The sequence below is a fragment of the Actinomadura barringtoniae genome, from assembly GCF_017573505.1.
Classification (GTDB): Bacteria; Actinomycetota; Actinomycetes; order Streptosporangiales; family Streptosporangiaceae; genus Spirillospora; species Spirillospora barringtoniae.
Genome location: NZ_JAGEOJ010000031.1, coordinates 55,685 through 68,086, shown reverse-complemented (window position 1 = coordinate 68,086; position 12,402 = coordinate 55,685). Strand labels below are relative to the sequence as shown.

General features: G+C 70.3%; 13 protein-coding genes. 6 read left to right on the top strand and 7 right to left on the bottom strand.

What is annotated here, in order from left to right:
* Nucleotides 1–55: 55 nt before the first annotated feature.
* From J4573_RS48715 to J4573_RS48695, 5 genes are all read right to left on the bottom strand, one after another.
* Nucleotides 56–1,213 (bottom strand): ARPP-2 domain-containing protein, encoded by a 1,158-nt coding sequence (locus J4573_RS48715; protein ID WP_208263273.1) that lies wholly within the window; start codon nucleotides 1,211–1,213, stop codon nucleotides 56–58.
* Nucleotides 1,210–2,619, bottom strand: coding sequence for a hypothetical protein (locus J4573_RS48710; protein WP_208263272.1), 1,410 nt, complete (start codon nucleotides 2,617–2,619; stop codon nucleotides 1,210–1,212). The genes J4573_RS48715 and J4573_RS48710 overlap by 4 nt, the downstream gene beginning before the upstream one ends.
* Nucleotides 2,620–2,756: 137 nt before the next feature.
* Nucleotides 2,757–3,131, bottom strand: a complete 375-nt coding sequence (locus tag J4573_RS48705; RefSeq protein ID WP_208263271.1) for a VOC family protein — start codon at nucleotides 3,129–3,131, stop codon at nucleotides 2,757–2,759.
* A gap of 24 nt (nucleotides 3,132–3,155) precedes the next feature.
* Nucleotides 3,156–3,827: a TetR/AcrR family transcriptional regulator gene (locus J4573_RS48700; RefSeq protein ID WP_208263270.1), complete on the bottom strand. Its 672-nt coding sequence runs from the start codon at nucleotides 3,825–3,827 to the stop codon at nucleotides 3,156–3,158.
* The gene (locus tag J4573_RS48695) at nucleotides 3,824–5,116 is read right to left on the bottom strand and encodes an acyl-CoA dehydrogenase family protein (RefSeq protein ID WP_208263269.1); all 1,293 of its coding nucleotides are present in this window, start codon (nucleotides 5,114–5,116) and stop codon (nucleotides 3,824–3,826) included. Before J4573_RS48695 ends, J4573_RS48700 begins: the two co-directional genes overlap by 4 nt.
* Nucleotides 5,117–5,210: 94 nt before the next feature.
* Between J4573_RS48695 and J4573_RS48690 the strand changes: the two genes are divergently transcribed.
* The 3 genes from J4573_RS48690 to J4573_RS48680 all read left to right on the top strand — a co-directional run bounded on the left by J4573_RS48690 (nucleotide 5,211) and on the right by J4573_RS48680 (nucleotide 7,679).
* Complete coding sequence (locus J4573_RS48690; protein ID WP_208263268.1) at nucleotides 5,211–5,978, top strand: bestrophin-like domain; 768 nt, start codon at nucleotides 5,211–5,213, stop codon at nucleotides 5,976–5,978.
* Between the two features lie 2 nt (nucleotides 5,979–5,980).
* Nucleotides 5,981–6,544, top strand: a complete 564-nt coding sequence (locus J4573_RS48685) for a hypothetical protein (RefSeq protein WP_208263267.1) — start codon at nucleotides 5,981–5,983, stop codon at nucleotides 6,542–6,544.
* Nucleotides 6,545–6,605: 61 nt separating this feature from the next.
* Nucleotides 6,606–7,679, top strand: a complete 1,074-nt coding sequence (locus J4573_RS48680) for a phosphotransferase family protein (RefSeq protein ID WP_307797510.1) — start codon at nucleotides 6,606–6,608, stop codon at nucleotides 7,677–7,679.
* Nucleotides 7,680–7,706: 27 nt separating this feature from the next.
* Here J4573_RS48680 and J4573_RS48675 read toward each other — a convergent pair whose 3' ends face one another.
* Nucleotides 7,707–8,450: a hypothetical protein gene (locus J4573_RS48675; RefSeq protein WP_208263266.1), complete on the bottom strand. Its 744-nt coding sequence runs from the start codon at nucleotides 8,448–8,450 to the stop codon at nucleotides 7,707–7,709.
* A gap of 156 nt (nucleotides 8,451–8,606) precedes the next feature.
* Here J4573_RS48675 and qcrB point away from each other — a divergent pair, with 156 nt between their 5' ends.
* Nucleotides 8,607–10,025: a cytochrome bc1 complex cytochrome b subunit gene (gene qcrB / locus J4573_RS48670; RefSeq protein ID WP_208263265.1), complete on the top strand. Its 1,419-nt coding sequence runs from the start codon at nucleotides 8,607–8,609 to the stop codon at nucleotides 10,023–10,025.
* A 33-nt stretch (nucleotides 10,026–10,058) separates the two neighbouring features.
* On the opposite strand, the gene J4573_RS48665 is transcribed toward qcrB, so the two are convergent.
* Nucleotides 10,059–11,177, bottom strand: coding sequence for a peptidase inhibitor family I36 protein (locus J4573_RS48665; protein WP_208263264.1), 1,119 nt, complete (start codon nucleotides 11,175–11,177; stop codon nucleotides 10,059–10,061).
* Between the two features lie 57 nt (nucleotides 11,178–11,234).
* On the opposite strand from J4573_RS48665, the gene J4573_RS48660 reads away from it, so the two are divergent.
* Together J4573_RS48660 and J4573_RS48655 are read left to right on the top strand one after the other, a co-directional pair.
* Nucleotides 11,235–11,780, top strand: a complete 546-nt coding sequence (locus J4573_RS48660; protein ID WP_208263263.1) for a hypothetical protein — start codon at nucleotides 11,235–11,237, stop codon at nucleotides 11,778–11,780.
* Nucleotides 11,781–11,820: 40 nt separating this feature from the next.
* Complete coding sequence (locus J4573_RS48655) at nucleotides 11,821–12,399, top strand: TetR/AcrR family transcriptional regulator (RefSeq protein ID WP_208263262.1); 579 nt, start codon at nucleotides 11,821–11,823, stop codon at nucleotides 12,397–12,399.
* The last annotated feature ends 3 nt before the right edge of the window (nucleotides 12,400–12,402 follow it).

Here is a 12,402-nt window from a genome sequence, read left to right as displayed (position 1 = left end):
ACCTAGGTTGACACCAAGAGCGTTGTCAACTCAGGTTGCTAACAGGGGTTGGAGGTCAGCGGCGGGCCTGGGCGCGGTAGTGGTCGAGCACGTCCTGGCGGAGCAGGTAGCCGAAGCCAGCGCGTTCCAGGCGCAGGCCGAGCGCACTCTCGTCCTGGCCGAGCGCCTCGGCGGTGCGCCCGAGGTGCCAGTCATGTGCGGCCAAGCGCGAGAGAAGGTAGCCGCGCCGGACCTGGGTCTCCGACAAGCGGAAGGTCTTGAGGTAGGCCAGCCGGGCGTCCTCGTCGCGGCCCACGGTGATGGCCTCGCCGATGTGGTTCTCCTGGCCGAGGCGGAACGAGGGCAGGAAGCGGTAGAGCTCGCACTCGTTGAGGTACTGGACGAGGTGGGTCGAGCCTTCGTCGTCGAAGAGCCGCGCCGCCATGACCTCGTCGTGGAAGCCCGCCCACTCGCGCTGCAGCCGGTCGGCCTGCTTGCGCAGATCCGCCAGCGAGCGCACTGCGGCGTCGTCGACGCGGCCGCCGAACGAGGGCACGTGCGGGCGGAGCAGCCCGTACTGGTAGATGAGCTCGCCGTACAGGTCCTCGATGAGCGTGGCGTGCAGCGCCCGGTAGTCGTCGGGGTGCGGCACCACGAACGCCGAGGCCAGCGAGTCGGCCACGTAGATCAGGACGCCGCACTGGCCAGGATGGATCTCGAAGATCCGCAGCGCGTCGTCCAGGTCGCGCACGTGCGCGCCCGAGTACGCCTCCTCGACGCGGGGCGACATGCCCGAGGAGATCGCCCGCCGCGACCACTCCTCCCAGGCGATCTCCGGCCCGCCGAAGTGCAGTGCGAGGTAGCCCTCGACCGCCAGGTGCAGCGGCAGGAACCGCAGCCGGTTCTTGCTGACCCGGCGGGCCATCCGGCGCGGCATCCTGATCGGCATGCACGCCGGCAGCAGCCCGCGTTCCTCGCGTTCCAGCAGGCGGGTGCCGTACGCGGCGGACGCGTCGTCCTCCTCGCCCATCCAGGTGGCGACGAAGGCGTGCGGCACATAGGAGGTGTAGTAGGTGCCGTCGCCGACGTCGACGACCGTCGGGTCGTCTCCGTACACGCGCCGGTTCAGCCGCAACTCGGCGATCGGCTCGTCGCGCACGAGCGGCACCAGGCGGATCCCGCCCCACGTCTGGGACGGCCGGGTCTGCAGTCCCTCCAGGCTGAACCGCGTCATCGGGCGTCCGCCTCCAGGAACCGTGCGACCTGGTCGTCCAGGTGCGCCCGCAGCTCGGCCAGCCCGGCGCGCCCCTCGGCGAAGCGCGCCAGCTCGACCAGCGACGGCAGGTCCTCGGCGTCGCGGATGCCCGCCGTCGGCACGGCCGGCGACAGCCGCCGGACGTCGAAGTCGGCGGCGTCGTAGACCGGGTTCAGGTGCGTGATCGCGACCCGGCCGCGCGGGTCCAGGCGGGTCCGCCAGACGCGCAGCACCTCTCCGGCCAGGCCCGGCGGGGCGTTGTCCCAGCCGTCCGACACGATGATCAGGCGGTCCGGTGAGCCGTCGAGCGCGTCCAGCACGCGTTCGCCGAGCGGCGTCGGCCCGTAGGGGTAGAGCAGCAGCGCGTCGCTGCGGCCGGAGGTCCACAGCGGCGTGTAGTCGGCGGCGAGCGCCTCCAGCAGGAAATGGCCCGCCAGCGCGACCGCGAGCGGGCGGCGGCGCTTCTGCGGAGAACCGGTGGCGGAGAAGCTGTCGTCCAGGACGGCCGCGACCCGTCCCCACGTTCCGGCGAGCCTTCCGGCGGTACGGCGCGCGGCGGCGCGCAGGGCGGCGGTCAGCTCCTCACGGCGGCGCGCACGGTCGTCCAGCGGCAGCGAGAGCACGTAGGTCGCCAGGCGGGTGAGCGGCATCGAGCTCAGGTCGGCGGCGATGGCGCCGACCTTGCGTTCACGCGCGTTCTCCTGCATCCGCAGGCGTTCGAGCCGGGTCATCCGCGGCTCGATGCGCTCCAGGAAGACCTTGCGCGGGATGCCGTGCTTGTCGGCGAAGCCCTCGGCGACGGTGTACGGCAGGTCGTACAGGGCCCGGTGCTCGTAGTGGGCGCGCCGCCACGTCTCGAAGATGGGCGTCTGGAAGGCCTTGGGCCCGTGCGGGTAGAAGAGGAAGGCGCGCGTCTCGTCGTCCAGGGTCAGGTGGGCGTGCCGCACCACGTCCTTGACCGCGCCGCGGTACTTGACCGCGTCGAACGCAAGGTCGGGCCGCGCGGCCAACCAGTCGCGCATGATGGCACGGGTGCGCCGGTTGTTGACGCCCGCGGCGCGCAGGTCGCGGAAGAGCCGGTAGACGCGCTGCGGCGGGAGCGCCTCCAGGCGCCGCGCGATCAGCCGGCCCTCCGCGCCGTCGATCTTGGACACCAGCAGGTTCCGCGCGATGAGGGCGGCGTTGTGGTCGTTGATGTCCAGCGCGAGCGTCGCCGCGTACAACTCGCGGTAGTTCTCCAGCATGTACGCGTGCAGGAAGGACAGCGAGAGCCGCTGCTGCCCCTGGTCGTGGTGGAACTCCCGCTGCCCCGTGGACGTGATCGCGGCGTTCACGAACATCAGCACGTCCTCGCATGCGATGAGGTCCGCGAGCGTCTCGGTCATGGCCTTCCACGTTCGGCACGGGAAATCGGAGGTGCCGGCCGGGGCTAGGAGGCACGAGCTGCGAATGATCGCTTAATAGGCGGTTTCCGGAAGTCGCACCGGAGTCCCGCGGCCGGCCCTCGCACCGTAACACCGGGTCAGGGCCGATACGTACCGAAATACCACGCGTTGCCCTCGAGGTCCTTGGCCCCGTACTCGCGGCTCCCGTAGGGCTGGTCGGTCAGGTCCATCGTGATCTCGGCCCCCGCGGCCTTGGCCCGGTCGTGGTGGGCATCGGGGTCGTCGACCGCCACGTAGATGCCCGCTCCCCCGGCCGGAGCCTGCGAGATCATGAAGACGCCGGTGTCGTAGCGCACCTGGGCGTGGACGATCTGCCCGTCGTCGCCCTTGTAGACGTCGTGCGCCTCGAAGCCGAACGCCTTCTCCAGCCATTCGATGGCCTTGGCCGGGTCGGCGTAGTTGACCAGCGGATAGAACGTGCGCCTCGTCGAGGCAGAAGTCGAATCAGTCATGCACTCATGCTCCCCCAGGCCTGATCAGGGGGTCTTGGACGAATGTGACCTCGCGGCATCGCGTTCGGCGGCCAGGCGGCGCGTCTCGCCGGAGACCGGGGCGGCCAGGATCGAGGCGACGATGTCGATCAGGTAGCTGGTGAAGAGCCGGTCGTCGGTGTGGGGGCCGGAACGGGCCCGGCGGGCCAGCTCGATCGAGGCGTACAGGATCGCGGTGAAGCGGCGGTGCAGCCGGGCCGCGTCCGCCTCCAGCAGGGGCTCGACGGCGGCCCGCCAGCGGCACAGGCTGTCGGCCGGGTCGTCCAGCACGGTCTCGGGGACGACCGGATCTGGCCGGTTGAGCACCTCGGCCCAGACCTGGAGGAACTCCCGCCCGCCGGGGTCGGCGAGCTGCGCGGCCAGCGGCCGGATCAGCGCCCCGGCGAGGTCGCGGACGCCGCCCTCGGCCGCCTCGCAGGCGTCCAGCAGCGCGTGCCGCCGCGCGTCGATCTCGACCATGTGCCGCGCGAAGATCTCCTTGATCAGCCCCGAGCGGCCCGCGAAGTGGTACTGGACGGCGGTGGCGTTGCGCGCCCCGGCCGCCTGGTTGATCTCCCGGAGGCTGACCGCGTCGAGGCCGCGCTCGGCGTAGAGCCTGCGCGCGGCCTCGACGAGCCTGTCCTTGGTGCCGAGCCCGTCCTTGGTGCTGTCGCTCACTCGTTCCCTAGGGCGTGTTCGAGGGCCTCGGCGTAGCGCTCGCGCGCCGCCTCGCGCCGGGTGGGTAGATGGCCGGTCGGCCACAGGCCCTTCACGGGCTCGTAGTCTCGCAGGATCTGCCGCGCCACGGTGATCTTGTGGACCTCGGTGGGCCCGTCGGCGATGCCGAGCGCCTCGGCGCCGAGCAGCATCCCGGCGAACGGCATCTCGTTGGAGACGCCGAGCGCGCCGTGCAGGTGCATGGCCCGCTGGACGACGTCGTGGAAGACCTTGGGCATGGCGGCCTTCACCGCGGCGATGTCCTTACGGACCACCTTGTAGTCGCCGTGCTTGTCGATCAGCCAGGCGGTGCGCAGCACCAGCAGCCGGAACTGCTCCATCTCGATCCAGCTGTCGGCGATCTTCTCGCGGGTCATCTGCATCTTGGCCAGCGCGCCGAACCGGGTCTCGCGCGATACCGCTCGCTCGCACATCATGTCGAACGCCTTGCGCACCTGGGCGATCGTGCGCATGGCGTGGTGGATGCGGCCGCCGCCGAGCCGGGTCTGCGCGATGACGAACGCGCCGCCCTCGGCGCCGAGCAGGTTGCCCGCGGGCACCCGGACGTTCTCGTAGCGCAGGTAGCCGTGCGAGCCCTCGCGTTCGCCGCCGACGCCCACGTTGCGCACGATCTCCAGGCCCGGCGTCCCGGCGGGCACGATGAACATCGACATGCCCTCGTAAGCGCTCACCTCGGTGTCGGTCACGGCCATCACGATGATGAACGTGGCGTGCCGGGCGTTGGAGGAGAACCACTTCTCGCCGTTGATGACCCACTCGTCGCCGTCGCGCACGGCCCGCGTGGTGAACAGCGTCGGGTCGGCGCCGCCGTGCGGCTCGGTCATGGAGTACGAGGAGGAGATCTCGCCGTCCAGCAGCGGGCGCAGGTAGCGCTCCTTCTGCTCGTCGGTGCCGAAGTGGGCGAGGATCTCGGCGTTGCCGGAGTCGGGGGCCTGGCAGCCGAACACCGAGGGGGCCCAGCGAGAACGGCCCAGGATCTCGTTCAGAAGGGCCAGCTTGACCTGCCCGAAGCCCTTGCCGCCAAGCTCGGGGCCCAGGTGGCAGGCCCACAGGCCCTGCTCCTTCACCCGCTGCTGGAGCGGCCGGACGATCTCCTTGTAGCGCGGGTCTTCCTTGTCGTAGGGGTCGCCGAGCACCAGATCGAGGGGCTCGACCTCGTCGCGGACGAACGCGTCGGCCCAGTCGAGCAGCTTCTGGTACTCGGGGTCGGTCTCAAAGTCCCATGCCATGCGGCGATAATCCGCCCATCTGAGTTCCTAATGCAAGTGCATCATACTGACGGTTCTCTTACCGTGATGGCAAAACTACGGTAAGTAATTACCCATGACCGTCTACGTGCTCGCGGCGGCATGCGCCGTACTCCTGGTGCTCATCGCCGGCCGCCTGGTGAGAAGGGTGAACAAGGCCAGCGACGACGACGCGCCCGACGGCCCGACCAACGGCTACACCGGCGCGATGCTGTCGGCGCTGTTCCTGCTGGCGTTCGCCATCGCGATCGTGGTGCCCTGGACCAACACCGACGCGGCCCGGGTCAACACCTACACCGAGAGCGAGGCCGTGGTGGAGGGCGCCTGGGCCGCGTCCCGGCTGCCCGCGCCCGACGGCCAGCGGGTCGTCGCCGAGCTGCGCGGCTACGTCGAGCAGGTGCGCGGTCCCGAGTGGGACCGGATGGCCGACGGGCAGATGACCGGGGACGGCTGGGCCCGTCTCGAACGGCTCCGCCGCGAGGTCGCCGGGCTGCGGCTGAAGGGCGACGACCAGGAGGAGATCCGTACCTCCGTGCTGGACCACCTCGCCGAGATCTCGGCGGCGCGGCGCCAGCGCGCGATGGACGCCAAGGCCACGCCGCCCGCCGGGCTGCTCGTCGTCACCGTCGCGACCGGCCTGATCGTGCTGCTGTTCCCGTTCCTGTCCGGCGCCCGGCCGCGCGGCATGAGCCTCATCCCGATGGTGCTGATGGCCGCGCTGCTCGGGATCGGCACCTGGCTGTGCTTCGACATCTCGCACGCCTTCGCCGGCGCGCTGGCGGTGAGGCCCGACGCGTTCAACGCCGTGCTGACCGAGCTCCAGCGCATCTCGGGGAGCGCCTGACCGTGCGGCGCCGCGTCCTGGCCGTACCGGCCGCGCTCATCGTCGTCGCGCTCGGCGGCGCCTCCGCGCCCGTCGCGCTGGCCGATCCCGACCCGGGCGACGACGACGTCTCGGTCTGCGTCGACCACACCGTCAGCGTGCACGTCGACGGCGGCGTGTGCGTACGAATCGGGCCCGGCTGCGGCTGCCACAAGGTGCCCCGGCCGACTCCCAAGCCGCCCCACCCGACGCCGACCGCACCCCACTCGCCGCCACCACCTCCGCCTCCTCCACCTCCTCCACCTCCTCCGCCGCCGCCTCCGGCCAATAACCCCTCGGCCGCCCCGGCACCCGCACCGGCACCGGCACCGGCACCGCCCGTACAGGCGAAGCCGAAGCCACAACCGAAGCCGAAACCTCAGCCCAAGCCGAAGCCGCGTGCGACGCCCTCGCCAGCGCATCACCGGCCTCGGCATGTGACGGCGAAGGCCCCGCATCGGCGGCGGACCGGGCTCGCGGCTCCGCTCGTGGTGGTGGTCCTGACCGTCGCGATCGCCGCCGGGACCGCCCTGGCGTTCTCGCGCTGACCGCCTGTTACTCTCCGGTAAGGATCGCGTGCCGTTCGCGTGCCGCCGGAGAGGAACGACCGTGGAGCAGCCCGAGGGGATCGACCCGGCACTGGTGGACTTCACCGTCCTGGCCGGCTGGATGGACGCTCAGGGGCTGCCGGACGGGCCGTTCGAGGACGTGGCGCCGCTCGCCGGCGGCACCCAGAACACCTTGATCCGCTTCACCCGGGGCGGCCGGACGTACGTGCTGCGGCGCGGCCCGCGCCACCTGAGGGCCCGTACCAACGACGTGCTCCGCCGCGAGGCCCGCGTGCTGACCGCGCTGGACGGCACCGATGTGCCCGCCCCGCGCATCCTCGCCGCGTCCCCCGACGAGAGCGTGATGAACGGCGCGGTCTTCTACCTGATGACGCCGGTCGACGGCTTCAACGCCTCGGTCGCGCTGCCCGAACCGCACCTGTCCAGCCCGGCGATCCAGCGCGAGATGGGCCTGAACGCGGCGCGGGCGCTGTCCTCGCTCGGCGCCGTCGACCACACCGCCGTCGGCCTCGGCGACTTCGGCAAGCCCGAGGGGTTCCTGGAACGCCAGGTCGGCCGCTGGATGTCGGAGCTGGAGTCCTACAACGCCCTGGACGGCTACCCCGGTCCCGACATCCCCGGCCTGGACAAGGTCCCCGGCTGGCTGGACGACAACCGTCCCACGACGTGGCGGCCGGGCATCATGCACGGCGACTACCACCTGGCCAACCTGATGTACGCCCCGGACGGGCCCGAGGTGGCGGCGATCGTCGACTGGGAGATGTGCACGATCGGCGACCCGCTGCTGGACCTCGGCTGGCTGCTGGCCACCTGGCCCGACAAGGACGACGAGAGCACGTCGCTGGCGGGCCCGCTCGGCGCGTCCGGCGCCCTGCCCACGGCCGCCGAACTGGTGACGGCCTATGGCGAGCGTTCGGAGGCGACGGCGGGCCGCGACCTGTCGGCCATCACCTGGTACGCGGTGCTGGCCTGCTTCAAGCTCGGCATCGTGCTGGAGGGCACGCACGCCCGCGCGTTCGCGGGCAAGGCGCCCAAGGAGACCGGCGACCTGCTGCACGCCATCACGCTGGGGCTGTTCCGGCGCGCGCAGACCTTCATCGCCTCCGCGAGCTGATCCTTAGGCGGGTCCGTAGGCTGATCCTCAGGCGGGGGTGAGCCGCCAGAAGCCGTACGGGTTGAAGAAGATGTCGTCGTCCTCGTACCGGTCGCACTCCACGCGGCTGATGATCCAGCGGGGCTCGTCCTCGCTCAGCCGGAAACCCTCGCCCTCCCGCATCTCCTCGGCGCGCTCCTCGGTCAGCATGTAGAGCGCCATGCCGTCGATGAGGCGCGCGAGCTCGGCCGCGTCCGGCTCGCCGTCCCAGGCGATCTCGATGTCGGGCTGCCCGAGCAGGTGCATGCCGCAGCTGTAGTAGAGGCCGTCGTCGGCGATCGGCCGCTTGACCAGGGCGAGGTAGAGCGGCAGCACGGACTTGTCCTGCGCGGCGGCACCCTCGGCGAGCTCCAGCCAGCGCTCGCGGCCGTGCGTGAGCCCGTTGCTCTCGTTCTTCACCGCCGTGACGCCCGAGCGCAGCAGCTTGGCGGTGAGCTCCAGCGTCCAGCGCGCGACGTCGACCGCCACGAACGGGAAGATCTGCCGCGAGACCAGGTAGGCGACGCTGTCGTGGCCCTCGACGGCATCCCAGTCGCCCTCCTCGAAGGAGGCGCGCGCCAGGGACGCCTCGAACGCCCGCGGCATCCGGGGGTCGGGCTCGGTCTCGGAGTACTCGCGGTCGAGCTCGAAGCCCGCCTCCTCGGCCAGCGCCTCGATCGCGTCGAGGTCGAGGCCCTCGCCCAGCGCGCAGAGCACGTGCCGGGGATGCAGAACAACAAGATCATCGCTCATCCGGCGGACTCTATGACATCACGTTCACATTCGTCCGGAAAAGCACGAGGAAGGACGCTATTCCGATCATTCGACCTCTTGTAGTACTACGCATCGTCGTACTACCGTCGGTCGTATAAGTGCGCGGGGGCCGACACCACCACGGAGGTGGCGACGATGTCAGCGACCGGAAGCGCCGCGAGGGCGCTCGACGAACGGTTCGGCTCGGCCGGGTTCGCCCGGCGGGCGATGCGCAAGGCCTTTCCCGACCACTGGTCCTTCATGCTGGGCGAGATCGCGCTCTACTCGTTCGTCGTACTGCTGGCGTCGGGGGTCTTCCTGACCTTCTTCTTCAAACCGAGCATGGGCGAGGTCGTCTACAACGGCTCGTACGCGCCGTTGCGCGGGACGCAGATGAGCGAGGCGTACTCCTCGACGCTGCGCATCAGCCTGGACGTGCGCGGCGGGCTGCTGATGCGGCAGGTCCACCACTGGGCCGCGATCATCTTCGTCGCCGCGATCATGGCGCACCTGCTGCGGGTGTTCTTCACCGGCGCGTTCCGCAAGCCGCGCGAACTCAACTGGCTGCTCGGCTTCACGCTGTTCACGCTGGCGCTGGTGAACGGCTTCACCGGCTACTCGCTGCCCGACGACCTGCTGTCGGGCACCGGGCTGCGGCTGATCTTCGGCGCGATCGAGGCGATCCCGGTCGTCGGCACGTACCTGAGCTTCTTCGTGCTCGGCGGCGAGTTCCCGGGCACCGAGATGATCCCGCGCTTCTACATCCTGCACGTGCTGCTCGTGCCCGGCCTGATGCTCGCCCTGGTGCCGGTGCACGCGATCATCCTGCCGTGGGTGCAGAAGCACACCGACTTCCGTCGCGGCCGCAGCACCCAGAAGGCGGTCGAGGGCAAGCCGTTCTACCCGGTCTTCATGGCCAAGACCGCCGCGTTCTTCCTCTTCACCACGGCCGTGACCGTGCTGATGGCGACGTTCGTGCAGGTCAACCCGATCTGGCTGTACGGGGCGTACTCCCCCACCGCGATCAGCGCGGGCTCGCAGCCCGACTGGTACCTGGCGTTCGGCGACGGCGGCCTGCGCCTGATGCCCGGCTGGGACCTCAACGTCGCCGGTCACACGCTCGCGCTCGGCATCCTCGTCCCGCTCCTGGTCATCACGGTCTTCTTCACGGGCATCGCGCTCTACCCGTTCCTGGAGGCGCGCTTCACCCGCGACCGCTCGATCCACCACATCCTCGACCGCCCCCGCGACGCCGCGGTCCGCACCGGCATCGGCGTCGCCGCGATCGTGTTCTACGGCGTCCTGTGGGCGGCCGCGGGCAACGACGTCATCGCGCACACCTTCCACCTGTCGCTGTTCGCCACGACCTGGTTCTTCCGCGCGGCCCTGGTGATCGGCCCGGTCATCGGCTTCACCGTCGCGCACCGCGTCTGCCTCGGCCTGCAGCGCCGCGACATGCTGATCCTCAAGCACGGCATCGAGACCGGGATCATCATCCAGGAGCCCTCCGGCCGCTTCATCGAGCGCCACCGCCCCGCCCCCGAGGAGACCAGAAAGGCTCTGGAACGCGCCTGACCTCGGCAGACCGCGCGCCCTCCGCCGCACCGCCTACTTCGCGCAGCCCCGGCTCACGTGATCGGCCTGGTCCGGCGGGGTCGCGGTCCCCGGAACCACGGCGAGCGCCTGGTGCGGCCCGACGCTGAACAGCGTCCGGTCGAACCTGTGCCGGTTGGCCGGGTTGAAATGATCGTCGTGGTTGATGAAACGCACGGCTGATCCGGTGTTGTTGCGCACCGACTCAATCCGGTCGTTCCAGTCCCACCAGCCGAGATCGCTCCAGCCGCAGGCGGCCAGCCTCGCGCGCGGCCATCCGAAGTCCTTGTGAGAGTAGAAGCAGATCCATCCGGTCGGGCAGTCGGCGGCGGCGGCGTCGCGGTAACCGGGTTCCCCGGCCCCGATCACGAACTTCCCCTCGCCGTAGGACACCTCATGCGCGTTGATCTGGTCGCCACCGGGGAGTTGGAGGAGCTGACGGTCGATCTGGGCTTGCACCGTCGGGTTCCAGCCTTGCCGGGCCGCCCCACGGGCGCCACCACGGGCGCCACCATGGGCACCGGCCCCTGAACTGGTCGCGACGATCCCGATTCCGATCGCGGCGACGACGATGACGGCGAGCGCGGACCAGATGACGACCGGCCGTCCGCGCCACGGTGAGCGTCGTGGGGCGGGCGGCGGCGTTTCATCAAGCGCAGACTCCTGGGAGCCGGGAGCCTCGGCCGCGGAGAGCAGCGCCCAGGTCTTCATCCATCGGCCCGCCTGGGCGTCGTTGCGAGCGTAGGCCCGCACGACCTTGTCCACGACATCGCGGCGCGGCCGCCGCTTTCCCGTCAGGGTGTCGCACAACGTGCTGCCCGGAATGCCGGTGAGCCTCTCCAATTCCTTATACGTCTGCCCCCTCGCGATCCGCATTCGGCTGAGCACGTTGAGGAACTCCGAGAGGTTCTCGGCGCGCGCAGGATCTGCGTGATCGTCATTTCCCCTTGCCGCAGAGTTCATTGTCCGCCCCGATCCCCCGACCGCTCTGCGTTGGCGGTTGATGATGCTACGCCCGGCAGGCCGGGGGGTTGAGCGCCTGTCCGCACTCGGCCGGACGGCACCGCGAGCACCCGCCTTCACCTGCCGATACACCGTCCGGACATCCGGGATGATCCGGGATGCCCCGGTCACCTTGCGCCACCTACCGGACGCGAGAAGAAATGTGTTGCCGAAAGAGAGGAGAATTCGATGGCGTCAATCAAGGTGGTACGGGTGTTCGCGGCGGCCGTCGCGGGAGCCGCGCTCGTCGGCCTGGCACCGGCGACGCATGCCGGCGCGTGGGGTGAGGCGTGGTTCCCCGGCCAGAACCCGTCGTGCGCTTCGAACGAGCAGATCGGCAGCGGACAGGGCGCTCCAACCTCGATCTACGACGACAAGGGCGACTACTGGGGCTGGGCGGAGTGGCGTTGGGGCACCTCCGGCTCCTGCGCGGGCTATCAGTGGGCCCGGTTGCACATCACCGACGGCATCCCGCTCTTCTCCGACCACCTGACCGTCCAGCTCAGGAAGACGACGAACGGCACGGTGACCCAGGCGTTCCTGGGCGGTGGCGGGGGGATCGCCGCCGGCACCTACGACAGCACGGTGCTGTACGCACCGCACGGCGTCAGCGTGCCCATCGAAGGGACGGTCGAGAACACGCTCGCCAAGGCCTACGTCGGCGACAACCCCCATCCGGTGTCCAGCCGCGTGTTCTTCGGCCACGGCGGCATCCGGCAGCAGTGGGTCGCGTAAATTTGACCTAGAGGTACAGAACGTGTGTAGAGTGCCCGACATGGGCAGACCGAAGCAGTTCGATCCGGAGCTCGCGGTCGAGCAGGCGATGCAGGTCTTCTGGCGCAAGGGGTACGCCTCGACGACGCCGCAGGACCTCATCGACGCGCTGGGCATCGGCAAGGGCAGCCTCTACAACGCGTTCGGCAGCAAGCACGCTCTCTTCGAGCGCGCGCTGAAGCGTTACCGGGAGAGCCAGGCCGACGCCCTGGCCGAGCTTTTGGCTCGGCCAGGGCCGGTGAAGGAGCGGCTGCGGACGACGCTGGCGTTCATCGCGGAGATGAACCTCGGCGATCCGGACCGGCGGGGCTGCCTGGCGGTGAACACCGCCGCCGAGCTCGCCTCGTCCGACCCGCAGGCCAACGACCTGGTGTCCCGGATGTTCGACCGGACCGAGGAAGCGTTCCGGGCGGTCATCGAGGAGGGGCAGCGGACCGGCGAGATCTCTTCGGAGCGGGACGCCCAGGCGATCGGGAGCCTGATGCTCAACACGGTCGTCGGGCTCCAGCTGCTGTCCAAGACCGCGAACGGGCCGGAACGGCTCGCGCGGGTGATCGACGCACTGCTTGAGACTTTCTGAGGA

Bases quoted from the DNA above. Each gene is read 5' to 3' on its own strand.
- J4573_RS48715 (WP_208263273.1), bottom strand. From the start codon at position 1,213: ATGACGCGGTTCAGCCTGGAGGGACTGCAGACCCGGCCGTCCCAGACG.
- J4573_RS48710 (WP_208263272.1), bottom strand. From the start codon at position 2,619: ATGACCGAGACGCTCGCGGACCTCATCGCATGCGAGGACGTGCTGATG.
- J4573_RS48705 (WP_208263271.1), bottom strand. From the start codon at position 3,131: ATGACTGATTCGACTTCTGCCTCGACGAGGCGCACGTTCTATCCGCTG.
- J4573_RS48695 (WP_208263269.1), bottom strand. From the start codon at position 5,116: ATGGCATGGGACTTTGAGACCGACCCCGAGTACCAGAAGCTGCTCGAC.
- J4573_RS48690 (WP_208263268.1), top strand. From the start codon at position 5,211: ATGACCGTCTACGTGCTCGCGGCGGCATGCGCCGTACTCCTGGTGCTC.
- J4573_RS48675 (WP_208263266.1), bottom strand. From the start codon at position 8,450: ATGAGCGATGATCTTGTTGTTCTGCATCCCCGGCACGTGCTCTGCGCG.
- qcrB (WP_208263265.1), top strand. From the start codon at position 8,607: ATGTCAGCGACCGGAAGCGCCGCGAGGGCGCTCGACGAACGGTTCGGC.
- J4573_RS48660 (WP_208263263.1), top strand. From the start codon at position 11,235: ATGGCGTCAATCAAGGTGGTACGGGTGTTCGCGGCGGCCGTCGCGGGA.
- J4573_RS48655 (WP_208263262.1), top strand. From the start codon at position 11,821: ATGGGCAGACCGAAGCAGTTCGATCCGGAGCTCGCGGTCGAGCAGGCG.